At 69.4% G+C, this 23,579-nt stretch carries 21 protein-coding genes and 1 riboswitch; of the genes, 10 read left to right on the top strand and 11 right to left on the bottom strand.

Going from position 1 to position 23,579, the window contains the following annotated elements; translation table 11 throughout:
- Positions 1 to 25: 25 nt before the first annotated feature.
- Positions 26 to 1,138, bottom strand: coding sequence for a glycine cleavage system aminomethyltransferase GcvT (gene gcvT / locus ABZ717_RS02725; RefSeq protein ID WP_358504499.1), 1,113 nt, complete (start codon positions 1,136 to 1,138; stop codon positions 26 to 28).
- Positions 1,139 to 1,285: 147 nt separating this feature from the next.
- Positions 1,286 to 1,386: riboswitch (glycine riboswitch) on the bottom strand.
- Between the two features lie 149 nt (positions 1,387 to 1,535).
- On the opposite strand from gcvT, the gene ABZ717_RS02720 reads away from it, so the two are divergent.
- Positions 1,536 to 2,438: a penicillin-binding transpeptidase domain-containing protein gene (locus tag ABZ717_RS02720; RefSeq protein WP_358504496.1), complete on the top strand. Its 903-nt coding sequence runs from the start codon at positions 1,536 to 1,538 to the stop codon at positions 2,436 to 2,438.
- A gap of 79 nt (positions 2,439 to 2,517) precedes the next feature.
- On the opposite strand, the gene ABZ717_RS02715 is transcribed toward ABZ717_RS02720, so the two are convergent.
- Both ABZ717_RS02715 and ABZ717_RS02710 read right to left on the bottom strand, forming a co-directional pair.
- Complete coding sequence (locus ABZ717_RS02715) at positions 2,518 to 3,579, bottom strand: 3-deoxy-7-phosphoheptulonate synthase (RefSeq protein WP_358504493.1); 1,062 nt, start codon at positions 3,577 to 3,579, stop codon at positions 2,518 to 2,520.
- 204 nt (positions 3,580 to 3,783) lie between these two features.
- Entirely contained in the window at positions 3,784 to 5,508 is a 1,725-nt protein-coding gene (locus ABZ717_RS02710; RefSeq protein WP_358504491.1) for an AMP-binding protein, read from the bottom strand.
- A 191-nt stretch (positions 5,509 to 5,699) separates the two neighbouring features.
- On the opposite strand from ABZ717_RS02710, the gene ABZ717_RS02705 reads away from it, so the two are divergent.
- Together ABZ717_RS02705 and pip are read left to right on the top strand one after the other, a co-directional pair.
- The gene (locus tag ABZ717_RS02705; protein WP_358504488.1) at positions 5,700 to 6,563 is read left to right on the top strand and encodes a DUF4429 domain-containing protein; all 864 of its coding nucleotides are present in this window, start codon (positions 5,700 to 5,702) and stop codon (positions 6,561 to 6,563) included.
- Between the two features lie 39 nt (positions 6,564 to 6,602).
- Entirely contained in the window at positions 6,603 to 7,559 is a 957-nt protein-coding gene (gene pip / locus ABZ717_RS02700; RefSeq protein WP_358504486.1) for a prolyl aminopeptidase, read from the top strand.
- A gap of 54 nt (positions 7,560 to 7,613) precedes the next feature.
- On the opposite strand, the gene ABZ717_RS02695 is transcribed toward pip, so the two are convergent.
- Both ABZ717_RS02695 and ABZ717_RS02690 read right to left on the bottom strand, forming a co-directional pair.
- Entirely contained in the window at positions 7,614 to 8,879 is a 1,266-nt protein-coding gene (locus ABZ717_RS02695) for an FAD-dependent oxidoreductase (RefSeq protein ID WP_358504484.1), read from the bottom strand.
- Between the two features lie 54 nt (positions 8,880 to 8,933).
- A complete protein-coding gene (locus tag ABZ717_RS02690) occupies positions 8,934 to 9,896 on the bottom strand; it encodes an asparaginase (protein ID WP_358504481.1) in 963 nt (320 codons plus the stop codon).
- A 230-nt stretch (positions 9,897 to 10,126) separates the two neighbouring features.
- Here ABZ717_RS02690 and ABZ717_RS02685 point away from each other — a divergent pair, with 230 nt between their 5' ends.
- A complete protein-coding gene (locus tag ABZ717_RS02685) occupies positions 10,127 to 11,026 on the top strand; it encodes a 3'-5' exonuclease (RefSeq protein WP_358504478.1) in 900 nt (299 codons plus the stop codon).
- 172 nt (positions 11,027 to 11,198) lie between these two features.
- Here ABZ717_RS02685 and ABZ717_RS02680 read toward each other — a convergent pair whose 3' ends face one another.
- The 3 genes from ABZ717_RS02680 to ABZ717_RS02670 all read right to left on the bottom strand — a co-directional run bounded on the left by ABZ717_RS02680 (position 11,199) and on the right by ABZ717_RS02670 (position 13,127).
- Complete coding sequence (locus ABZ717_RS02680) at positions 11,199 to 11,453, bottom strand: hypothetical protein (RefSeq protein WP_358504475.1); 255 nt, start codon at positions 11,451 to 11,453, stop codon at positions 11,199 to 11,201.
- Between the two features lie 157 nt (positions 11,454 to 11,610).
- Positions 11,611 to 12,267: a TetR/AcrR family transcriptional regulator gene (locus ABZ717_RS02675; RefSeq protein ID WP_358504472.1), complete on the bottom strand. Its 657-nt coding sequence runs from the start codon at positions 12,265 to 12,267 to the stop codon at positions 11,611 to 11,613.
- A gap of 170 nt (positions 12,268 to 12,437) precedes the next feature.
- Entirely contained in the window at positions 12,438 to 13,127 is a 690-nt protein-coding gene (locus ABZ717_RS02670) for a biliverdin-producing heme oxygenase (RefSeq protein ID WP_358504469.1), read from the bottom strand.
- Positions 13,128 to 13,469: 342 nt separating this feature from the next.
- Here ABZ717_RS02670 and ABZ717_RS02665 point away from each other — a divergent pair, with 342 nt between their 5' ends.
- The 5 genes from ABZ717_RS02665 (at position 13,470) to ABZ717_RS02645 (ending at position 18,779) form a co-directional block, all read left to right on the top strand.
- Entirely contained in the window at positions 13,470 to 14,729 is a 1,260-nt protein-coding gene (locus ABZ717_RS02665) for a SpoIIE family protein phosphatase (protein ID WP_358504566.1), read from the top strand.
- Positions 14,726 to 16,717, top strand: coding sequence for an ATP-binding protein (locus tag ABZ717_RS02660; protein ID WP_358504466.1), 1,992 nt, complete (start codon positions 14,726 to 14,728; stop codon positions 16,715 to 16,717). Before ABZ717_RS02665 ends, ABZ717_RS02660 begins: the two co-directional genes overlap by 4 nt.
- A gap of 24 nt (positions 16,718 to 16,741) precedes the next feature.
- Positions 16,742 to 17,176: a response regulator gene (locus tag ABZ717_RS02655; protein WP_026117172.1), complete on the top strand. Its 435-nt coding sequence runs from the start codon at positions 16,742 to 16,744 to the stop codon at positions 17,174 to 17,176.
- Between the two features lie 93 nt (positions 17,177 to 17,269).
- On the top strand, positions 17,270 to 17,797 hold the full coding sequence (locus ABZ717_RS02650; protein WP_358504463.1) for a low molecular weight protein-tyrosine-phosphatase: 528 nt from the start codon (positions 17,270 to 17,272) through the stop codon (positions 17,795 to 17,797).
- A gap of 115 nt (positions 17,798 to 17,912) precedes the next feature.
- Positions 17,913 to 18,779 carry a fructosamine kinase family protein gene (locus ABZ717_RS02645; RefSeq protein WP_358504562.1) on the top strand — a complete coding sequence of 289 codons (867 nt, stop codon included), beginning with the start codon at positions 17,913 to 17,915 and terminating at the stop codon, positions 18,777 to 18,779.
- A 7-nt stretch (positions 18,780 to 18,786) separates the two neighbouring features.
- Here the strand turns inward: ABZ717_RS02645 and ABZ717_RS02640 are convergent, their stop codons facing one another.
- From ABZ717_RS02640 to ABZ717_RS02630, 3 genes are all read right to left on the bottom strand, one after another.
- A complete protein-coding gene (locus ABZ717_RS02640; RefSeq protein ID WP_358504559.1) occupies positions 18,787 to 19,740 on the bottom strand; it encodes a carbohydrate ABC transporter permease in 954 nt (317 codons plus the stop codon).
- Positions 19,741 to 19,748: 8 nt separating this feature from the next.
- Positions 19,749 to 20,726 carry a sugar ABC transporter permease gene (locus ABZ717_RS02635; protein WP_358504460.1) on the bottom strand — a complete coding sequence of 326 codons (978 nt, stop codon included), beginning with the start codon at positions 20,724 to 20,726 and terminating at the stop codon, positions 19,749 to 19,751.
- 78 nt (positions 20,727 to 20,804) lie between these two features.
- The gene (locus ABZ717_RS02630) at positions 20,805 to 22,148 is read right to left on the bottom strand and encodes an ABC transporter substrate-binding protein (protein WP_358504457.1); all 1,344 of its coding nucleotides are present in this window, start codon (positions 22,146 to 22,148) and stop codon (positions 20,805 to 20,807) included.
- A gap of 224 nt (positions 22,149 to 22,372) precedes the next feature.
- Here ABZ717_RS02630 and ABZ717_RS02625 point away from each other — a divergent pair, with 224 nt between their 5' ends.
- Positions 22,373 to 23,521 (top strand): Gfo/Idh/MocA family oxidoreductase, encoded by a 1,149-nt coding sequence (locus tag ABZ717_RS02625; RefSeq protein ID WP_358504454.1) that lies wholly within the window; start codon positions 22,373 to 22,375, stop codon positions 23,519 to 23,521.
- Positions 23,522 to 23,579: the final 58 nt, after the last annotated feature.

Below are 23,579 nucleotides of genomic sequence, written 5' to 3'. Positions count from 1 at the left end.
CGGGGGTCCGAAGGGGACCCCGCTCCTACGACTTCCGCTGGTAGAACGGAAGTTCGACCACGTCGACCTCCTCACCGCGGCCGCGCACGTCGACGGTGAACGTGCCGGTCGTGGTGTCGAGGTCGCCGTCCACGTAGGCCATGGCGATGGGGCGGCCCAGGGTGGGGGAGGGGGCGCCACTGGTGATGGTTCCGACGACGGCGCCGTCGCGCAGGACGTCCTGGCCCTTGCGCAGCGGGCGGCGGCCGCGGGCGACGAACCCGACCAGGCGCCGGGCGCGCGCGGTGCGCGATGCCTCCTCAAGGGCGGCGCGGCCTACGAAGTCGCCCTTCTCGAACTTGACCACGCGGCCCAGTCCGGCGTCGAAGGGGGTGAGCGCGGCGGTGAGTTCCTGGCCGTAGAGCGGCATCCCGGCCTCCAGGCGCAGGGTGTCGCGGGCCGACAGCCCGGCGGGGACCAGCCCGTGCTCGGCGCCGGCGGCCATGAGGGCGGCCCAGATCTCGGGTGCCTTGTCGGAGGGCCTGATGAAGATCTCGAAGCCGTCCTCGCCGGTGTAGCCGGTGCGGGCCAGCAGTACGGGGACCCCGGCGACGCTGTGCGAGTAGCCGGCGAAGTAGCGGATCTCGTCCAGGTTCGCGTCGGTGAGCGGGGCGAGGATCTCGACGGCCTTGGGGCCCTGCAGGGCGATGAGGGAGTAGTCCGCGGACTCGTCGACGACCTCGACGTCGAATCCGACGGCGCGCTCGGCCAGGGCGGAGGCGACCACCGGGACGTTGATCGCGTTGGCCACGACGAGGAACTCCTCCTCGGCCAGGCGATACACGATGAGGTCGTCGAGGACGCCGCCGTCCTCGGCGGTGAGCATGGTGTAGCGGGCGCGGCCGACCTTGAGCTTGGACAGGTGGCCGGCCAGGGCGTTGTCGAGGGCCTGGTCGGCCTGCGGGCCGCTCAGACGGATCTCACCCATGTGGGAGAGGTCGAAGAGCCCGGCGGCCTCGCGGACCGCGGTGTGTTCGGCGGTCTCGCTGCCGTAGCGCAGCGGCATGAGCCAGCCGGCGAAGTCGACGAGGGTGGCCCCGGCCTCTTCGTGGGTCTTGTGCAACGCCGTCAGACGGGGCGTGGAGGTGGACTCTGACATGGGCACTCCCGAGAGGATGGGCGTCGATTGTTGCGTTGAGGCGTTGCCATCCTCCCCCTCTGTCATGGGTGCCTGAGAGCTTCGCCACGCATGTGGTGTGGCTTGCACCTTCGGCGAGGGAACGTCGTCCCTGCTTTCCAGAGTGGTCTCGCCCGTACGGTCCGTGTGCCTGAGAGGTTGTCTGTGGGGAGGGATTGCTCCTTCGGCGGCCCGCGTTGGTTACGTGGGCGCTCTCCCGTACGGGGTCAGCAACGGGTTCAGCCTAGCAGCGGCGACACAGGGCTCCCAAGAGTGGCCGACGGGTTGTGGATCGACTCTTCGGAAGGTGGGGGACCGGAACGGGATCATGACCTAGCTTGGGATCGGACGTTCCCTCGAACACCGCTGGAGGAGCCGAGTGCGTACCGACACCGTTCCCATCCGTTCTCCCAGGACGGTCCGCTTCGCCCTGGCCGCCACCGGTTCCGTTCTCACCCTCGTGGCGGGCGTCGCGTGCTCGGGTGGTGGGGCCGAACCCGAGGCGGACCGGCCTGCTCGGCCGGACCAGAGCGGCACCCCGATCGCGTTCGGTGACCTGGAGGCGGTGGAGCGCCCCGAGCTCGCTTCGCTGCTGGACGAGGCGGGGGTGGAGGGCACCTTCGTGCTCCACGACGTGCGGGAGGGTTCCGTGACCGTGGTGGGCGCCGAGCAGGCCCGCGAACGGGTGGTTCCGGCGTCCACGTTCAAGCTCCCGAACACGCTCATCGCCCTGGAGACGGGTGTGGTGTCCGACCTCGACGAGGTGGTCTCCGACGGGGGCGAGGACGAGCTGAGTCTGCGCGAATCCCTGCCCACCCCCGACGTGTCGTTGCACCAGGAGGTCGCCGAACGCATCGGTCACGACCGGATGTCCACCTGGGTGGACCGTTTCGACTACGGCAACCGCAAGGTGGGCGAGGACGGCGAACCGGGCCGGTTCTGGGTGGACGGTCCGCTGGAGATCACCGCGGTGGAGCAGACCACGTTCCTGGCGGCGCTGGCCCGCGCCGACCTGCCGGTGGAGGTGGAGCACCAGGAGGCACTGCGGGAGATGCTGGAGATCGAACGCGGCGGCGACTACGCCCTGTACGGGCGGACCGGTCTCGGCGCGGAGGCCGATTCGGTGCCGGGCTGGTGGGTCGGTTGGGTGGAGAACGGGGATGACCTGCACACGTTCGCGTTGCGTCTGGACGAGGACACCGACCCCGGGCTGCGCGAGTCGCTGGGACGCGACTTCCTGGTGGAACTCGACGTGCTCCCGCCGAGCGCCGCGGGTGCCTGAACGGTCCCGTGGACGCGGAAAGGGGGCTCGGCACGGATGTTCCGTGTCGAGCCCCCTTCCACGTCGTGGGGGACGAGGGTCAGGCGGCGTTCTTGCGGCGCCGGCGCACGGCCTCGGCGAGGTTGGTCAGCACACCCTCGGTGGTCTCCCAGCCCATGCACTTGTCGGTGATGGACTGGCCGTAGGTCAGCGCGGCCGGGTCCCCGAGCTTCTGGGCGCCCTCCTCGATGAAGCTCTCCAGCATCACGCCGATGATCCCCTTCTGGCCCTCGGCGACCTGGTCGGCGATCTCCTGGGCCACACCCACCTGGCGGACGTGGTCCTTGCCGCTGTTGGCGTGGCTGGCGTCGATCATCAGCCGCGGAGGCAGACCGGCCCCGCCGATGACCTCTAGGGCGGCGCCCACCGAGGCCGGGTCGTGGTTGGGGCCGCTACGTCCGCCGCGCAGGATGACGTGGCAGTCCGGGTTGCCCTGGGTCTCCACGACCGAACCGGCACCGCTGGGGTCCACACCGAAGAAGGTGTGCGAAGCGGAGGCCGCGCCCACGGCGTCCACTGCGACCTGCACGTCACCGTCGGTGCCGTTCTTGAACCCGACGGGGGTGCTCAGACCGCTGCTCAACTGACGGTGCACCTGGCTCTCGGTGGTGCGGGCGCCGATGGCGCCCCAGGACACCACGTCGGCGATGTACTGCGGGGTGATCGGGTCGAGGAACTCGGTCCCGGCGGGCAGCCCCAGCGCGTTGATGTCCAACAGGAGCTTGCGGGCGGTGCGCAGACCACGGTGCACGTCGTAGGTGTCGTCCAGCCCCGGGTCGTTGATCAGACCCTTCCAACCCACGGTCGTGCGGGGCTTCTCGAAGTACACGCGCATGACCACGCACAGGTCCGCGCTGATCGACGGCACCAGCTCGGCCAGGCGGTTCGCGTAGTCCATGGCGGACTCGGTGTCGTGCACCGAACACGGGCCGACGACGACCAGCAGACGGTCGTCCTCCCCGTCCAGGACGCGCTTGACCTCGGCGCGCGAGCTCTCGACCAAGGCGGTGCTCTCGTCGCCGAGCGGAAGTTCCGCGAGCAGGTCCCGGGGCGCGATGAGCGGCTTGTAACTCGCCACCCGTGTGTCATTGGTGCTCGTCATCGTTTCCCTGTTCCCGTCCGGTCGTTTTGTTGCGGTACTGAAACCGTAGCGCGGCACATCGGTGCCGGCGTGGTGACGTGAGTCATTCCACCGGTTCGCGGGGATGGGAAAGGACACATTTGCGCAATTGCCCGAACTCCGTCTCATGTTCTGAGACGAAAAGGCGCGGGTGCGATTATTCGGAACCTCGCGGGTGGGGAGGGATCATTCCTTCAACCCGGGGAGGTCCTCCTCCCAGAACTCACGTGGGTTGCGTGTGCCGTCGGTGACCGTGCCGCGTTCGGACTCGGCCCGGCGCAGGTGCACCCGTCGGATCTTACCCGAGTGGGTCTTGGGCAGGACTCCGAACTCCAGGCGGCGGACCCGCTTGTGCGGTGAGAGTCGATCGCGCGCGTACTGCAGGATGGCCCGCGCGCTCTCGGAGTCGGGTGCCACCCCGTCGACCGTGGTCACGTACGCCTTGACCACCGCCAGTCGCAGGGGATCGGGGGAGGGCACCACGGCCACCTCCGCCACGTATTCGTGTTCGACCAGAACGCTTTCCAGCTCGAATGGTGAGATGCGGTAATCCGAGGCCTTGAACACGTCGTCGATTCGGCCGATATAGGTAATGTGACCGCGAGAATCCACGGAGGCGATGTCCCCGGTGCGGTACCGGCCCGTGCGGGTGCTCCGGCGGGTGCGTTCGGGATCGTCGGAGTAACCGCGCATCGCGCCCACGGGGGCGTTGCCCAGGTCCACACAGATCTCGCCGGTGTCGGAGGGTTCCTCGGTGGTCGGGTCGATGATCGAGATGTCGTATCCGGGCAGCGCGCGGCCCATGGAACCGGTGACCACCGGCTGTCCGGGGCCGTTGCCGATGAGCATGGTCGTCTCGGTCTGCCCGAACCCGTCGCGCACGGTGATCCCCCACGCCTCCTGGAAGCGGTGGATCACCTCGGGATCGAGCGGTTCACCCGTGGCCACGGCCTCGCGCAGGTTCACCCGATACGCCCCGGGGTCGGCCTGGGCCAGCATCCGCCACACCGTGGGCGGAGCGCACAGGGTGTCCACCCCGCGCCGCACCAGCGCGTCGAGGAATCTCTCGGAATCGAACGCGGCCTGCTTGACCACGAGCACGGTCGCCTCCGCGTTCCACGGGCCGAAGAAGCTGCCGAAGGCGTGCTTGGCCCACCCGGGCGCGGACACGTTGAGGTGGATGTCCCCCGGCCGGACCCCCTGCCAGTACATGGTGGACAGGTGCCCGATGGGATAGGAACTCTGAGTGTGGGTGACCGGTTTTGGCGCGGTGGCGGTCCCCGAGGTGAAGTACATCAGCAGGGGATCGCCGGCGGCGGTGGGTCTGGGCTGCTGGAATTCCAGCCCGGCGTGTTCGGAGTCGGGGTAGCTGAGCCAGCCGTCCATGTAGCCCACGCAGATCCGCGTCCAGTGACCCCTCAACGGGTCGAAGCGTTCGGTCTCGGTGGGAGAGCAGACCACGTGCGAGATCTCGCCTCGGTCCAGCCGATCCACCAGGTCGCCCTCCGCGAGCGCCGGCGAGGTGGGACAGACCACCGCTCCCAGCTTGATCGCGGCCAGCGTGATCTCCCACAGTTCGACCTGGTCGCCCAAGGCCACCATGATCCGGTCGCCGGGGTGGACCCCCTGCGAGAGCAGCCAGTTGGCGACCTGGTCGGAGCGCTCGGACAACCGCCGGTAGGTGTGGCGGGTCTCGGTGCCGTCCTCCTCCACCAGCCACAACGCCGTCCGGTCCGGCCGGGTCGTCGCCACGTGGTCGAAGTGGTCGAGCGCCCAGTTGAAGTGTTCGGGCCGGGGCCAGGCGAATTCGCGTCGGACGGTCTCCTGGTCCTCCCGGTCCTCCTGGCGCTGTAGGAGCAGGTCCCGCGCGGCACGGAACTCCCGCGCGCCCTCGGACATCCCTTTCGACATCGAAGACCTCCGGTTCGGCTCCGGCGCGCGCCGCGCGCCGTCCACGGGCCGCCACCGCCGTGCGGGCGGTGGGTCGGGGTGTGCCCCTGAGGTTCTACCCTCGACGGCCCCCGGTGACGCCTGGAGGGCCGCCCGGAACCGTGCCGACGCGGGCTTTGTGTCGTGGGTCGCCCCCTCTAAGGTGGTGGACCATGGAGGAGCTACACGGGCACCACGCGATCTGGCGTTTCGACGAGGAGCGGATACGCGTCGGTTTCGGGACCGGGCGCAAGGTCCCACAACTGTTCAAGGCGCTGGGGCACTGTACGGTGCCGCTCGCCGCGGTGCGCGAGGTGGAGTTCGACCCGGGCGACCGCAAACGAGGGTGGCGGTTGCGGATGCGCCTGGCGGACGGGGCCGACCCCTACACCGACCTGGACACCACGGGGGCCGCGTCCACCCCGCTGTTGCTGACCGGAGCGCACGAGAAGGAACTGGTCGCCGAGTACTTCTCCGAACAGCTCTCCGCCTCCGCCCGCTTCGCCCGCGAGATGACACAGGAACCGCAGGACCCCGCCGCGACCGCTCGGGCGCTGGTGGCCCGACCGCCCCTGCAGGTGCGCACCGCCGAGGGTTCCGCCTCCTTCGACGGAGAGCGGGTGCGGTTGCAGTGGGACGGGTGGATGACCAACACCCCCAAGGAACGAGAACAGTTCCGCGAGTACCGACTCTCCGAGATCGACCGCGTCCACTGGACCCCGCAGGTCGACTTCGGCGAGGGTTTCCTGAGGGTGGTCCTGCGCGGGGTGACCCTGACCGAGACCTCCGACCTGGAGAACGACTTCTTCACCCTGGTCTCGCACGGCGCCAAGGGCAGCGACGAGACCCTCCTCATGGCGGCCACCGTCAACAGCCACACCGTGTCGGTGGAGGAACCCGCCGCGCTGGAGGCCGCCGGCGACGACGGCGACGCGATCTTCGCGAAGATCCGTGAGCTCGGTCGCCTGCACGCCGAGGGGCTGCTGACGGAGGACGAGTTCAGCACCAAGAAGGCGGAGCTGCTGGACCGGCTCTGATCCCGGTCCGGCCCCGCCACAGCTATGAAAGGCCATGCCTTGCGCACCTTGTATCCGTCGATCGAACCGTACGACTCCGGGATGCTCGAAGTCGGCGACGGTGACCGCGTCTACTGGGAACTGAGCGGTAACCCCACGGGCAAGCCGGTGGTGTTCCTGCACGGTGGCCCGGGCGGCGGCTGCAACTCCGACCACCGCAGGCTCTTCGACCCGGAGAAGTACCGGATCCTGCTCTTCGACCAGCGCAACTGCGGACGTTCCACCCCGCACGCCAGTGGCATGGACGTGGACCTGTCCACCAACACCACCTGGACGTTGGTCGAGGACATCGAACGACTGCGCGAGATGGTCGGGGTGGACGCCTGGCAGGTCTTCGGTGGCTCCTGGGGCAGCTGCCTGGCCCTGGCCTACGCCCAGAAGCACCCGGAGCGGGTCACCGAGCTGATCGTGCGCGGCATCTTCACCCTGCGAGACCAGGAGATCCGCTGGTTCTACCAGGAGGGTGCCTCCAACCTTTTCCCGGACCTGTGGGAGTCCTACCTGGCCCCCATCCCGCAGGAGGAGCGCGACGACCTCGTCGCCGCCTACGCGCGCCGTCTGGCCTCCCCGGACCGTGGGGTGCGCCTGGAGGCCGCCCGCGCGTGGAGCGTGTGGGAGGGTTCCACGATCACGCTACTGCCGAACCCGTCGCTGCGTGAGAACTACGCCGACGAGGACTACGCGCTGGCGTTCGCCCGGATCGAGAACCACTACTTCCACAACAAGGGTTTCCTCACGCCCGGACAGCTCATCGAGGGCGCCGAGCGCATCCGCCACATCCCCGGCGTCATCGTCCAGGGCCGATACGACGTGTGCACCCCGATGCGCACCGCATGGGACCTGCACCGCGCCTGGCCGGAGGCGGAGTTCCACGTCGTCGACGACGCCGGACACGCGGTCAGTGAGCCGGGCATCCTTGACCGTCTCATCGAGGCCACCGACCGGTTCGCCCGGTAGCGGCGCCGGCGGGGGAAGGTCCGTCGGGCGGAGAGGTCGTGCCCAAGCAGGCCATCACGCTGCGGGACCGACCCCCGCGGCGGCCAGGGCCTCCTCCCACGTGGTGGGTTTCTCCAACAGGCCCCGGTAACGCATGGTGCGCGGGGTGGATCGCAACCCCAGGACCCCGGTGAGCATCCCCCCGCGCCCGAGGAACGCCACGAACTTCCGATCCTCGGGTGAACCGTGCACGAAGGTGACCTGATCCGCCGGAGCGCCCTGTCCCAACAGCTGGATCTTCTTCTTGTACTGGTCGGACCAGAAATAGGGGACCGGGGTGAAGGGAGCACGACCCGAACCGGCGAGCAGGTTGTGGGCGGCCGCCTCACCCTGCTCGCTCGCGTTGGTCCAGTGCTCCAGGCGGATCCGACCGCCGTAGCGGGGATGCGGCCAGTTCGCCAGGTCCCCGACCGCGTACACGTTCGGCACGGAGGTCGCGGAGTACTCGTCGCAGAGCACCGCCCCGTCCGGCAGGAGCTCCACGCCCGACCCGCGCAGCCACTCGGTGTTCAGGTGCACGCCGATCCCGACCACCACCAGCGACGCCTCGATCGTCGAGCCGTCCGACAGAAGCACCCGTTCCACACCGCCGTGTCCCTCGTACCCGGTCACGCTCACGCCCAGGCGCACGTCGACACCGTTCTCCCGGTGCATCTCGGTGAGGACCTCGCCGATCACGGGGTCCACCACCCGGGTCATCGGGGTGGTCGCCGCCTCGACGAGGGTCACCTCCATGCCCACGGCTCGGGCGCTCGCGGCCACCTCGGCACCGACGAAACCGGCCCCGACCACCACCAGAGCCCCCGTGGAGTCGAAGGCGGAGCGCACCGCCTCGGCGTCGTCGAGGGTGCGCAGGACGTGCACCCCGGCCAGGTCGGTGTCGGGCCGCCGGGCCCGCGCTCCGGTGGCCACGATCAACCCGTCGTAGCGCAGGGAGGAGGCGCCCTCGGGGCCGGCCGACCGGAGTTCGCGAGAGACCGGGTCGAGGCCCACCGCGCGGGTGCCCAGACGCAGATCCAGGTCCAGGTCCCGGACCACCTCTTCCTCGCGCAGACGCAGCGCACGGTGCCCGACCAACCATCCGGCCCCGCCCGAGGCCGGGTCCATGCCGATGCCGGTCAGGACCTCCTTGGACAGCGGGGGACGCGAGTAGGGCCCGTGGGGCTCCTCTCCGAGCAGGGTCAGACGACCCTCGAACCCGCGCTCGCGCAGGGCCTCGGCGGCGTGTAGTCCCGCCATCCCCGCGCCTGTGATGACGATCTGGTCCAGGGTGTCGGACACCGTGCGTTCTCCCTCGTGTGGTGTGCGGGCGTTGGGTTCGGGGGCGCTCCCGGTCTACAGCGCGCCGACGTGGCCGACGATTCCTCCACCACCGTGGACGTCGACGGTGAGGTGGTCGGCGATGGGCTCGACGTCCACTCCCAGGGCCCGCAGGGCGGTGACACCGACCAGCGTACGAGCCCGCAGTTCGGCGTCACCGTCGCTGATCTTGACCGCGACGGTCTCGCCGGTGGCGGCGCTGAGCACCAGCACCCCGTCGGCGCCGACCTTGGAGACCAGACCGGGCACGCGGCGCATCAGTTCGGTGTCGATCCGGTCGGTGCCGGAGACGTACTCGGGGTAGGTGCTCATCGCCTCCAGGACGGAGCGTTCGGGGGTGCCCTCGGGGGACAGACGCATGCTCTGCACGCCGCGGGCCAGGCCGACCAGGGTCACCGCGAGCTGGGGCGCCCCACAACCGTCGACGGCGGTGTGCGAGACCTGTTCACCGCACATGTCCTCGACGGCCTCGCGCACCAGCTGCTGGAAGGGGTGCTCGGGGTCGAGGTAGCCGTCGGTGTCCCAACCCTTGGCCGCGCAGGCGGCGAGCATGCCGGCGTGCTTGCCCGAACAGTTCATGTACAGGCGTGAGGGGGAGCGCCCCTCGGCGTAGAAGGCCTTGCGGGCCGCGGCACCGCCGGGGACGTCCTCGGGGCAGCCGAGGTCGTCGGCGGTGAGCCCTGCGGCGGAGAGGATGCGCTCGGCCTCGGCCACGTGGATGTCCTCGCCGCCGTGGCTGCCCGCGGAGATGGCCAGGGAGGCGTCCTCAAGATCGGCGCCCGCCCGCAGCATGGCCAGGGCCTGGAAGGGCTTGGCGGCCGAACGGGGGAACATGGGGTCGTGCACGGGGCCGCGGGCGTAGGCGATCTCTCCTTCGGGGGACAGGCCGACGACGGCACCGTAGTGGACACTCTCACGCATCCCGGAACGCACGACCTCCGCCAGGGGGACGTAACCGGGGATCGGGTTCTGGGTCATGTGGGATCTCCTCGCCATCGGGGCCGATCGGGTGACTGTTCCCGGGCCATGGGGGAGATCGGATCCCCCGACCTTTGCCGGGCACGCGTCAAAACGTACACAAGAGGACGATTCTTCCCACTCCTGAGGGTTCCGACCTGACGGACCCTGCTGCCCGACCTGGGCAGTAGGGTCGTTGCCGGCGGTGAGAACGCCGCGACCGAGAGCTGATGCGAGGAGTGGGGAACACGATGGGAACGCTGCGAACGGGCGCGCTGACCCGCAGACGGGTCGGGACGCGGGCGGCGGACCTGGAGTACGCGGTCATCGACGTGGAGACCACGGGCCTGGATCCGCGCGAGGGCGCCCGGCTGGTGGAGTTCGCCGTGGTGCGGGTGCACGGCGACGGTCGCGTCGTGGACGAGTTCAGCACCCTGGTGGACCCCCGAGCACCGCTCGGCGGCCAGGAGTTCCACGGGATCGGTGAAGGCGAGCTGATCGGCGCCCCGCGTGCGGCGGAGATCGTCCCCCGGATCGCCGAACTGCTGTCCGGGGCCGTGGTCGTGGGCCACAACCTGGACTTCGAGGAGCGGTTCCTCGCCGCCGAACTGGTGCCCGCCGGGCTGTCGTCCGGGCAGTCGGGCCTGTGCACGCTGCGGGCCCTGCGCTCGCAGTTGGAGCTGTCCCGATACTCGCTGCCGCGCGCCTCCCACCTGCTCAGCGGGGACTGGCCCACGGGTCAGCACACGGCCCTGGGCGACGCCAGGGCCTGCGCGAAGCTGCTGGTGGAGATGATCGCCAACGCTCCCGGCGAGCTGTACTACACCGGTCCCTCGCCGCGATTCCTCCAAGCCGACGCGCCCGAGGAGGTGCCCGTGCGGTTCAAGCCGCGCACCACCCCGGGCACGAGCCCGCGACTGCCGATGAAGCCGTGGACCCTCGCGCGCTGGCGGCCCCGAGAGCTCGATCCGGTGCTGTGCGGTGGCGCCTTCCGTGCCTCCGAGCGTGAGCTGGCCGAGGCCGCCGCTCGGCGCGTGTCGCTGCTGCGCGAACGGGTGGGCCGGGCCGCGGTGGTGACCGGCGGCATCGCGGTCACGATCGCGGGTGGTCTGCTGGCCCGTATGGCCGGTGGCCGGCCCTCCCGACCCTGACGCGGCACTAGGGCGTGTTCCGTGGATGCTGCCCGTCGCGAGCGGCGCATCCAGTGGTGCCGGCACAAGGCCGAAGAAGGAGTCAGCCTGGGTTTGGCTGTCGACTGATGAGAACGCAGTGAAGGTGCCGCTGGGGCGTCGCACAGCAGGGTATGTATTCGCGGAACATGCCCTAGAGCCCGGACAGGGCCAGAAAGAACGCGATGATGAGCGTGCTGCCGCCGATGGCGGTGAACACGGCACGTCCGTTCTCGGTGAGCCGTGCGTCGGCCAGGCGCAGCCGGGGTGGCGCGGTGGTGCGCTGGGCGGTGGCGACCCCGCCACCGGTGCGGGGCGCGGCCGGGCGCTCGGCGACAAGACGCGGAAACTTGTTGAACAGGGCCACCGACACCAGCACGGCGCCGAGAGCGATCAGTACGAGGGACACGGCTGAGAGGCCTCACGGGGGTCGAGGGCGGACGGGGACGGCCCGGGGAGACGGGCTGAATCCTCTCGTTCCCCGGGCGTCACGTCTTCATGCCGTTTCACACCGGCCACACATGGCCATCGCGGGTTAGGTGCGGACCCTTATTGCCGAGGGTGTTTCAGTTGCTACCCAGAGTGGTGTTCGAGGGTTTTTCCGGCAGGATCGTGTCGACGGTTTCGGTCGCCACGCCGAGGGCACGGAGCACGAACCTGGTCACCAGGGAGTGGGTCTCCTCCAGGCCGACCTCACCGCTCACCAGGGGCAGGCGCCGTGAACCCACCATGGAGAGGGTGAGGGAGGCGACACGTTCGCACGGCATGCGGTCGAACTCCCCGGAGGTGGTCCCCTCCTCCAGGATCTCGGTGAGCAGCCGTTGCATCGGGGCCACGTGCGCGGCCAGCGCCTGGTAGGCGTCCGGTCCGAGGCTGGCGCCGAGTTCGGCGGCGGGCGGGTGCGGATGCGCGACGATGCCCTCCAGTTGGAGGCGCACGAAGGCCGACAGACGACGCGCGGCCGACACCCCCGAGGGGAGCTCGCGCTTGTACCGTTCCATGAACGCCGCGCTGACCTGCTCGGTGAAGGCGAGCAGGAGCGCGGGCTTGTCCGGGAAGTAGTTGTACAGCGCGGTGCGGGTGATGCCCGCGGCGTTGGCCACGTCGGTCATGGAGACGCGGTCGATCCCCTGGGACCTGATCAGTTCGTCGACGGCGTCCATGATGCTCTCCCGTGTGCGGGCACGGTGAGCGGCGATGGTCGGAGCCGTGATCTTGGGCATGGCCCTATGGTGCCACGTTGCGCGGGCCCGGACGCTCCCTCGTGGACCACGGGGGTCGCCCGTTCGGGCGCCCGAAGGAAGGAGGACCGTCGGCCGTCAGGCCGTCCGTTGGGGGTGGTGGCGGGCGACGGGTGGGACGAGGCGCCGGTGGTGGCGCTGGGGAACACCGCTCAGACGTGCCGGCGGCCCAGGTCCGCGAGGACCTCCGTGTTGAGTTGGTAGGCCAGGCGGGTCTCCTGGACCAGGAAGGCGGCGGCGCCCTCGTCCAGGGGCAGGGCGTCCAGGCGTTCGCGGTACCCGGTACGGAACTTGGGCAGGCTGCCCAGGGAACCGAAGTCGTAGAAGGCCACGCCGGCTCCGTCGGAGAACCCGTAGGCCTTGGCGGCGATCCGGCGGATGAACTGTCCGCCGGAGACGTCGCCCATGTAGCGCGTGTAGTGGTGGGCGACGAACCCCTCGGGGTGGTCGGCCATCTGCTCGATGCGCGCCACGTAGGTACGGGTGGCCGGACTCGGAGAGACGCGGTCCGCCCAATCGGCGCCGAGCAGCCGCTCCAGGTCGGCCTCCAGCGCCGGGACGCGCTCCAGTTCCGGGTAGTGGAAGCGGCCGGCGATCGGGTCGTCGGTCAGTGCGCGTCCCACCCGCTCCAGGGCGAGGTAGGCGAAGTAGTGCTGGGCGACCATGGCGGTGTAGCCGTCGAGGGAGAGTTCGCCCTCCAACAGCGCCTTGGTGAAGCCGTGGTGCTCCGCCGCGGCGTGGTCGCTCCAGGTGGCGGCCTTGAGGCGCTCGGAGAACGACGGGGTGTCGGTGGCCTGGGTGGGGCCGGTGTTCGAAGCGGGGGCCGGGGCCGTGATGCTCATCGACACTCTCCCTCTTTCCATTGGGCGCGTTTATGACATGATGTCATTTAGGTATCCGCGCCTGTCAAGAAGAATACGACACTCTGTCGTAAAAATATGGACGAAGGGCCCGCTCCAGGTGTTCTGAGTCACAGGCGTGACCGGGGTTCTTCGGCCGAGTCATATGTCTCTCGTCTCCTCGCCTGGTCAAGTGGTCGGTGGGGCGTTTATCGTTTGGGTGTCGTGCGGTCCGAACCGCGCGGGGGCGAGGCGCCCACCCCGGGTCGGTGGCGTGCCGGCGCGTCCCACGGACCGTGAACCATGAGGCGATGAGTGGATACCAGGAGAACAGGGCACGATCCCATCGAGGTGATCGGTGACGGAGCGGCCGAGGCCGCACGAGGCGCTACCGGGGACGGCGGCGCCTCCCTGGTCGACGACACCATCCTGACCGACCGGGTGGAGGCTACCGTCGAATCGGTTGACGTCCTGCTGATCGAAGACGACCCCGGCGACGCGTTTCTCGCCGAGGAACTCCTCGCGGACACAGTGCTCACCACCCGCATCACCTGGGTGTCCACCCTCAAGGCCGCCCGTGAGCACCTCAAGGGCTTCCGCGGCTGCGTCCTGTTGGACCTCAACCTTCCCGACGCGCAGGGGCTCGACCTGCTGCGCGAGGTCCTCGACGGCGCACCCGCCGCCGCCGTCGTCGTCTTCACCGGACTCGACGACGAGCACGAGGGCATCGCCGCGGTCTCCGCCGGCGCCCAGGACTACCTGGTCAAGGGCCAGGTCGACGGGTCCCTACTCGCACGCAGCCTGCGCTACTCACTGGAGCGGCGCCGCGCCGACGAGAACGCCCGCCAGCTGCGCGAGGCCCGACTGAGCGCACGCGAGAACATGCGTCTGGAACGCGGTCTGCTGCCCCAGGTCCTGCTGGAGCGCTCGCCCCTGAGCCACCGTGCCTACTACCGGCCCGGCCGCAAGCGCGCCCTGGTCGGCGGCGACTTCTACGACGCCGTGGAGAAGGACGGCACCACGCACGTCATCATCGGCGACGTCAGCGGGCACGGGCCCGACGAGGCCGCACTCGGCGTCAGCCTGCGCATCGCCTGGCGCGCCTTCGTGATGAGCGGTGTCCCCGAGGAGCTGATCCTGCCCAACCTCGAACGGCTCCTGGTCAGCGAGCGCGCGCAGGAGGAGATGTACGCGACGCTGTGCATGGCCAGCCTCGACACCGGTAGCGAGCGCGCCCGCATCCGCAGCCTGGGTCACCCTCCGCCGCTGCTCGTCGTCGACCACGTCGCCGAGGAGATCCAGGCCCCGCCACAGCCGCCGCTGGGTGTCTTCCCCGTCGACCAGGAGGAGTCCACCGAGATCCTCCTGCCACGCGGGACCAGCCTGCTGTTCTACACCGACGGCCTGGTCGACGCCTACGACGGCGGGCCGCCCATGCGCCTGGAGGTCGCCGGTCTGCGCAACCTGGTCAACGGGGTGCTGAGCCAGGGCGTGGCCCTGAACAACCTGCCCGAACACCTCGTGGACGAGGCGGAGCGCAGTAACGGTGGACCGCTCCAGGACGACGTGGCGATGTTGCTCATCAGCCACGGAGAACCCGCTTGAGCCCCACCGGGGAGGAAGACCGCACCATGGACACCGATCCCTCGACCGGCTCCGAGAACGGTGGGGAGGAGGGGCCCGGGCGGGAACGGGACGAGCACGTGTCCACCGCGACCTCCTCGCCCGCCATCGGCGCACTGACCCGGGACATGTACCCCGCCCGCCACTCCTGGAGTCTGCGCCGTCGGGTCACCAGCCTGCTGACGGTCGTCGCCGTCGTCCTGGTGGTGGCCGTGTCGGTGATCACCCTCGCCGCCTTCCAGGCCCGCGACTCCCTGACCCTTCAGGTGGAGTCGCTCACCCCCGGGCTGAGCACCGTCGAGCAGACCCGATCGGCCTACCTCAGCCAGGACCACGCCCTGCGGGGCTACATCCTCACCGGGGACCGGGACTTCCTCCAGCCCTACACCGAGCAGCGCATGTCGCTGGCCGAGTACCGCAACGCCCTCAGCATGCTGGCCGAGGAGAACGAGGACGTCGCGCCCAAGGTCGAGGAACTCATCGAGGCCGGTGACGTGTGGAGCGAGGACTTCGCCGAACCGGTGTCGGAGAAGGTGCGCGCGGGCGAGGCGCCCACGCAGGAGGACCTCCAGCGCGGACGCGTCCTCTTCCTGGAGCTCAACCGGGCCGCCGACGCCACCACCAACCACCTGGAGAACGAGATCGCCGAGGCCCAGAGCGGCCTCACCCTGGCCACCCAGCAGGTCGTGGCGCTGCTCGTGCTCGTCGGCCTGGTCGTGGTGTTCATGTCGGTGTTCCTGTGGGTGATGCTCCAGCAATGGGTGCTGCGTCCCATGGAGGACCTGGCCGGGCACATGCGTCAGGTGTCCGAGGGTTACTACGCCCACCGCATCGTCCTGCACGGGCCGCCGGAGATCGTTCAGCTAGGCCACGACGTGGACGCCATGCGCGAACGCATCGTGCAGGACCTGGACGAGGTCGCCTCCGCCCGACGCAAGCTCCAGGAGCAGTCCAGTCTCCTGGAACACCAGACCGAGGAACTGCGCCGGTCCAACCTGGAGTTGGAGCAGTTCGCCTACGTCGCCTCGCACGACCTCCAGGAACCGTTGCGCAAGGTGGCCAGTTTCTGCCAACTCCTCCAGCGCCGCTACCACGGTCAGCTGGACGAGCGCGCCGACTCCTACATCGACTTCGCGGTCGAGGGCGCCAAGCGCATGCAGACCCTCATCAACGACCTGTTGGCCTTCTCCCGGGTGGGGCGCACCAAGAACTTCGCGACCGTGGACCTGAACACGGCCCTGGAGGACGCCCTCAGCAGTCTGGAGAGGAGCCTGGAGGACACGGACGCCGTCGTCACCGGCGATCCGTTGCCCAGTGTCCAGGGCGATCGCACCCTGCTCACCCAGGTCTTCTTCAACCTCGTGGGCAACGCGATCAAGTTCCGCGGCGAGGAGGCGCCCGAGGTGCGCCTGGAGGTGGAACGCGAGGGCGACGAATGGGTGTTCTCCTGCTCCGACAACGGCATCGGCATCGAACCCCAGTACGCCGAACGCATCTTCGTCATCTTCCAGCGCCTGCACACACGGGACAAGTACACCGGTACCGGGATCGGCCTGGCCATGTGCAAGAAGATCATCGAGTTCCACGGTGGTCGTATGTGGTTGGACACGAGTTCGGTGAACGTGCACAATCCCGAGGGGTCCGAAACCACGGACGAGGCGGACTCCGACCGGACCGGAACCCGCATATGCTGGACTCTGCCCGTCGACACCGAGGCGGAGGCCGAGCAGGTCACCGCGTCGGAGACCGACGAGGGAACCGAACCGGCCACCGAGGCCGTTAACGGCGTCGAGGGCATCGAGGCCGTCGAGTCCGCCCCCGCGGACGAGGCGCCGACCACCACACGAGAGTCCGGTGTCACCGAGTCGGAGACCGAACCCCCGGTCGACGAACCGGAGGGGGACGGTCCCCCGCCCTCAGAGGACACCGGCGGTACGGCACCGCCCGGTCACCGGTCGGGGCCCGTATAGGGGTCTGGAAGCTTGAGCGAGGTCATGTTGGTGCATCCCATCGAGGTGTTGCTGGTCGAGGACGATCCCGGTGACGTCCTGATGACCAAGGAGGCGTTCGAGGAACACAAGTTGGGCAACCGCCTGCACGTGGTCTCGGACGGCGTCGAGGCGCTCCGCTTCCTGCGTCGTGAGGGCGAGTTCGCCGACGCGCCGCGCCCCCACCTGATCCTCCTCGACCTCAACCTGCCCCGAAAGGACGGCCGGGAGGTCCTGGAGGAGGTCAAGAGCGACGACGACCTGGCCCACATCCCCGTGGTCGTGCTCACCACCTCCGAGGCCGAGGAGGACGTGCTGCGCAGCTACCGCCTGCACGCCAACGCCTACGTGCCCAAGCCGGTGGACTTCGAACAGTTCATCCGCGTGGTGCGGCAGATCGACGACTTCTTCGTGACCGTGGTGCGCCTGCCGAAGAGCTGACGGGAGCCGAAGCGGCGGGGAAATCGGCGGTGGGGCTCACCCGCACCGTGCCAGAACGGGTGGGCGCGGCGGATCTTCGTTACGGTAAGAGACATGAGTCTGCCGGAACCGCGTGACCCCGCCGGTCCCTACCGCGTCAGCGTGGTGTGCCTGGGAAACATCTGCCGATCGCCGATGGCGGAGAAGGTGCTCACCGCGGACCTCGAACGTGCCGGGACGAGCGACCTCGTGCGGGTCGACAGCTCCGGCACGGGCGATTGGCACGTGGGCGGTGGGATGGATCCCCGCGCCGCGTCCACCCTGCGCGTGCACGGGTACCTGACCGACCACACCGCCCGCCAGTTCGAGTCCTCGGACCTGGCCGACCGGGACCTGATCCTGGTCATGGACCTGGACAACTTCGACGACCTGCGCCGGGTCGTGGACGAGCGGGGAGAGGAGTTCGGGTTCGACATCTCCCGGCTCCGACTGTTCCGCTCCTTCGCCCCGGGCGTCGGGCCCAACCCCGAGGTGCCCGACCCCTACTACGGGGGAGACGACGGCTTCACCGCGGTCCTGAACATGGTGGAGGCCGCCGCCAAGGGCCTGACCAACGAACTCGTCACCCGGTTGCGGGACTGAGACGGTGGAGGGCGAGCCGATCGCGCACCTGCGCGGCACCGGGGGAAGAGGCCCCGGCGCCGGAGGACACGGGCCGGACGGGCCGCGGGGGCCACAGGGCCCCCGCCGCGACCCGTTGACCGGCACGCTCGCCGACCGGATCTCGGCGCTGCTGGGCCGAGAGGTGCGACGCGCCGCCAAGGCGGGCACCAGCCACGACTGGACCCTGTCCTACGCGGAGTTGGGTGACGGAACCCGTCTGTTCGTCAAGTCCCTGACGCGAGGTTCGCCCGCCATGGGCGTGCTGACCGCCGAGGCCCGCGGCCTGGAGTGGCTGGGACGATGCTTCGGCTCCCCGGTGATCACTCCGCAGGGGTGGGACGAACACCTGTTGGTGCTGCCATGGGTGGCGGAGGACGAGCCCTCGCCGGGCGCCGCCGAACGGCTCGGCCGTCAGCTCGCGGGTACCCACCTGACCGGCGCGGACGCGTTCGGCGCGCAATGGCCCGGTTTCATCGGACCGCTGCCGCTCGACAACACCCCGAGCCACGACTGGCCCACCTTCTACGCCGAACAGCGGCTGCGCCCCTACCTGCGTCAGGCCCGGGACCAGGGCTCGCTCACCCCGGGAGACGCCCGTGAGGTGGAGCGGGTCGTGGACGCGGTGGCGCGGTTGGCGGGCGGGGTCGAACCGCCCGCGCGCGTCCACGGCGACCTGTGGAACGGCAACGTGCTCTGGCGCGAACGGGACGCGGTGCTCATCGACCCGGCCGCGCACGGCGGTCACCGTGAGGCCGACCTGGCCATGCTGTCCCTGTTCGGATTGCCCTACCTGGACCGGGTGCGGGACGCCTACAACGAGGTGGCGCCGCTGTCCGCCGGGTGGCGCGGCAGGGTGGCGCTGCATCAGTTGCACCCTTTGCTGGTGCACCTGTGCCTGTTCGGCGCCGCCTACCGCACCACCACGCTGGAGGCCGCCCGCACGGCTCTGCGCGCGGGCTGAGACCCCCTCAGCCCTTGACGCTGCCGGCGAGCAGGCCCCGCACGAAGTACCGCTGGAGCAGGAAGAACACCAGCAGTGGGATGATCATGGACACGAACGCGCCCGCGGTGAGCCGGTGCCAGGCCTCTCCTCGGGTTCCGGCCAGTTCGGCCAGCCGTACCGTCAAGGGCGCGGTGGAGATGTCGCCGCCGGTGAAGATCAGCGCGACCAGAAGGTCGTTCCACACCCACAGGAACTGGAAGATGCCCAGGGACACCAGGGCGGGTGCGATCAGCGGTAGCACGATCCGGGCGAAGATCCTGCCGTGCCCGGCGCCGTCCACGCGCGCCGCCTCGAAGAGCGACCTCGGCAGCTGCGAGATGAAGTTGTGCAGCAGGAAGATGCCCAGCGGCAGCCCGAAGATGGTGTGCGCCACCCACACGTTGGTGAAGTCCATGGCCCCGCCCAGTTCCCAGGCGGGCAGCACCCGCACCCCGGCGATGGTCACGCCCTGGGAGAAGAAGCGCAGCAACGGCACCAGGGACATCTGCAATGGGACGATCTGGAGCGCGAAGATGCCCAGGAACAGCCAGTCCCGGCCTCGGAAGTCGATCCACGCCAGCGCGTACGCCGCCAGGGCCGCCACGCCCAGCACGAAGATCGTGGCCGGCAGGGTGATGGCGAGCGAGTTGACGAAGTAGGACGCCAGGCGACCGTCACCGGCACTGCCGAACAGCACGTCCCGGTAGTTGTCGAGGGTGATCCTCGGGTCGGCGAAGAACGTCCACCAGCCGGTGGTGCGGATCTGTTCGGCCGGGCGGAACGACGAGACGAACAGCCCCGCGGTCGGCAGTGTCCACACCACCGCGATGACCAGGGCGATCAGGCTCGCCGCACCGCCGCTCAACCGTCGGCGTACTCGGGCGGCGGCGCCGGCGCGCACGTCCGGGACGGTGCGGGCGGTCTCCCCGCCCGTGGGGATCGGGCGGCTCACAGCTGCTCCCTCGTCTTGCGCGTACGCCGGATCTGCGTTATGACCAGCGGGATGACCAGGACGAACAGGATCACGGCCAGGGCCGAGCCCTGACCGACCTGCCCCTGTTGGAAGGCCTGGCTGTACATCTCGTTGGCGATCACGCTGGTGCCGTAGTTGCCGGCGGTCATGGTGCGGACGATGTCGAAGACCTTCAGGGTCTGCACAGTGATGGTGATGATGACGACCAGCAGCGTCGGCCACACCGAGGGGAGGGTGATCCGGGTGAACAGTTGCCAGGGGCCGGCCCCGTCGATCCGGGCGGCCTCCACGATCTCGGCGGGGATGGCCTTGATCGCCGCGGACATCACCACCATCGCGAACCCGGCCTGGACCCAGATGAGCACCATGATGAGCAGGAAGGTGTTGAGGGGTTGGTCGAGCAGCCACAGTCTGGGTTCACCGCCGAACCAGACCACGATCTGGTTGAACAGGCCGTACTGTTCCTGGTCGGCCGGGCGATAGGCGAAGACGAACCGCCAGATGATGCCGGCGCCCACGAACGAGATCGCCATGGGCATGAACACCAGCGACTTGGCGATCGACTCGAATCGGGACCTGTCGATGAGCACCGCGTACAGCAGCCCGATCGCCGTGGCCAGGACCGGTGCGAACAGCACCCACAGCAGGGTGTTGCGCAGAACCAGGAGGATCTCCGGGCGCTGGAACATCCACAGGTAGTTGGCGAGACCGACGAACTCGGTGCCCGTGCGGTCGAAGAAGGACAGCCAGGTGGTGCGCAGGACAGGGTAGACCAGCCCGCCGACCAACAGGATCAGTGCGGGGGCGAGGAAGAGGAAGGCCTGCCAACGGTCCCGGCGGGTACGGGGGACGTCGATGAGGATCAGCATCAGGCCGATGACCGCGAGGAACGCGACGATCCCGATGAGCATCCACACGAGCTTGGGCAGCTCGGACAGGAGCGAGAACTCCATGGGTGGTTCCTTGGGAGGGGTGGCCGGGGCGAAGGCGCGCGTGTGCGCACGCTCCGCCCCGGCGGGCCGGGGGCCGGGTTACCAGGCGGATTCGACGGTTTCGAGGACGTCCTCGGTGTCGGAGCCGGTCACCCAGTCGATCATCGCGGTCCAGAAGACGTCGGTGCCGATGGAGGAGGGCATGGTGTCGCTGGCGTCGAAGTGGAAGACGGTGTCGGGGTCGCTCAGGACCTCGGCGGTGAACTGATCGGTCGGGTCGGGCAGCTGCGACCGGTCCAGGTCCTGGTGGGCGGAGACCCACGAACCGAGGGAGGCGCGCTTGTCGGCGAACTCGACGGAGGACAGGTACTCGTGCATGGCGGTGACCTCGGGGCGGTCGTCGTAGGCCACGGTGAACTCACCACCGCCCATGATCGGCACCTCGCCGTCGGCCTCCATGCCCGGGAGCACGAAGCCGTAGACGTCGCCGTCCTCGCCGATGTTCACGTCCTCCTCGAACTGGGCGGCGTAGAAGGAGCCCATGAGGTACATGGCGCAGCCACCGTCGAGCAGGGGCAGGCCGGCCTCCTGGAAGGAGGTGACGGCGATACTGTCCACGCCGCCGAACGGGCCGTTGACGAAGTCCTCGTTGCGCAGGACGCCCTCGGCCAGGTCGAAGGCCTCGACGACCTCGGGGGAGTCGAAGGCGACGTCGTTGGAGATCCAGTCGTGGTAGACGTCGGTGCCCGAGGTGCGCAGCAGCGTGTTCTCGATCCAGTCGGTGCCGGGCCAGCCGGTGCCGTCACCGGATTCGAAACCGGCGCACCAGGGCTTTGTCCCGTCGGCGGCGATCTCCTCGCTGAGCGCGATCATGTCGTCCCAGGTCTGGGGGACCTCGTAGCCGTTCTCGTCGAAGAAGGCGGGGGAGTACCAGACCATGGACTTCATGTTGGCGCCGAGCGGAGAACCGTAGAGCTCGTCGTCGACGGTGGCGTAGCCCTGCCAGTCCTCGCTCCAACCGGCCTCGATGTTCTCGCGGACGCCGTCGGCGACCGGAACCGCGTGGCCGTCCTCGACGGAGCGCTCCAGGAGGCCGGGCTGTGGGATGAAGGCCAGGTCGGGAGCGTTGCCGCCGTCCAGACGGATGGGCAACTGGGCCTCGAACTCACCGCTGCCCTCGTACTGGACGGTGATCCCGGCGCAGGCGGCGAAGTCGGCCCAGGACTCTTCCAGCCGCTCGCCCTCCTCGTCACGGATGGAGGCGTAGACGGAGACGGTGCCACCGGTGTCCTCCCACCGTTCGTAGGGGGAGCAGTCGATGTCGGAGGTGTCGGCGGTGCCGCCGCCACCTCCACTGAGGTAGTCACAGCCGGAGACCAACAGGACGAGGGCCCCCGTGGCCGCGGCCACGGGGAGCAGGGGGCGGTAGCCGCTTCTGGGCAAGGGGGGCTCCTTCGGCACGTACTCACGCTGTACGGCGCTTGTGATCCGGGTCATGCGTGTACCGATGTAAGTAGGATTTCGACCCGATGTCCAGACTTCGCGCAAAATCTTGCGTAACAATCCGAAATCTTGCGTTGGTTTTTTGTGTACAAGGGGTTCATCGTTCCGACCTACGTGTGGCGGGCGGGTCGGAGGCGGACCGGCGGGAAAAGTACATTGGTGGCATGGTCGACGCACCCACCAGCCCTGGTCAGGGCATCCCCGAGCACGACGGACCCGAACTGCACGTCGCCCTCATCGGCTACGGCAAGGGCGGAGAGGTCTTCCACGCACCCCTCATCGACGCCGTCCCCGGCCTGCGGCTGTCCGCGGTGGTCACCGGGTCGCCCGCCCGGCAGGCCGCCGCGCGCGAACGCTATCCCGATGTGGCCGTGTACCCCTCCGTCGAGGACCTGTGGGCCGACGCCGAACGCTACGAGATCGCCGTCGTGAGCACCCCCAACGAGACCCATGCGCCGCTGGCCCGCGCGGCCATGGAGGCCGGACTCGCGGTGGTCGTGGACAAACCGTTCGCGCTCACAGCCAAGGAGGCCCGCGACCTCACCGACCTGGCCACCGACCTCGACCAAGTGCTCACCGTCTACCAGAACCGCCGCTGGGACGCGGACTTCCTCACCCTGTGGGGGATCATCGAAGAGGGTGCCCTGGGCAGGGTCCACCGCTTCGAGTCCCGTTTCGAACGCTGGCGCCCCGAGGCCAAGGGGACGTGGCGCGAGAGCGGAAGCGTCGAGAACGGCGCCGGGCTCCTGTACGACCTGGGGCCGCACCTGATCGACCAGGCCGTCAACCTGTTCGGCCCCGTCGCCTCGGTCTACGCCGAGGTGGACGCCCTGCGCGAGGGGGTGAACGCCGACGACGACGTGTTCCTCGCACTGGAGCACACCCGAGGCACCCGATCCCACCTGTGGATGAGCGCCCTGAGCGCGCGGAACGGCCCCCGTTTCCGGGTGCTGGGCGACCGGGGCGGCTACGTCTCCCACGGCCTGGACGGCCAAGAGGCCCGTCTCGTCGCGGGGGAGAGCCCCACGGCCCCTGACTGGGGCGTGGTCCCCGAGAGCGAGTGGGGGACGCTCGGCGTCGACGGTGGGTCGCGGCCGGTTCTCAGTGAGCGAGGCGCCTACCAGGAGTTCTACGCCGGGGTGCGTGACGCGGTCGGCGAGGGCGAACCACTTCCGGTGGCCCCGCACGAGGTGATCCACGGACTGGAGGTCATCGAGGCGGCCCGCCACAGCGCACGGACCCGCACGGTGGTGGAGTTGTCCCAGGGCCGACCGGGGCCGATCGAATCCCGACCAGGGGCGGACGAGCGGTGACCGCCACCGGTGGATTCGCCGCCGGTCACCCTGTGGACAATGCTCTCCGCACCCCCGC

Source organism: Nocardiopsis sp. NPDC006832, from assembly GCF_040635885.1.
GTDB lineage: Bacteria > Actinomycetota > Actinomycetes > Streptosporangiales > Streptosporangiaceae > Nocardiopsis.
This window is presented reverse-complemented; position numbering and strand designations above follow the sequence as displayed.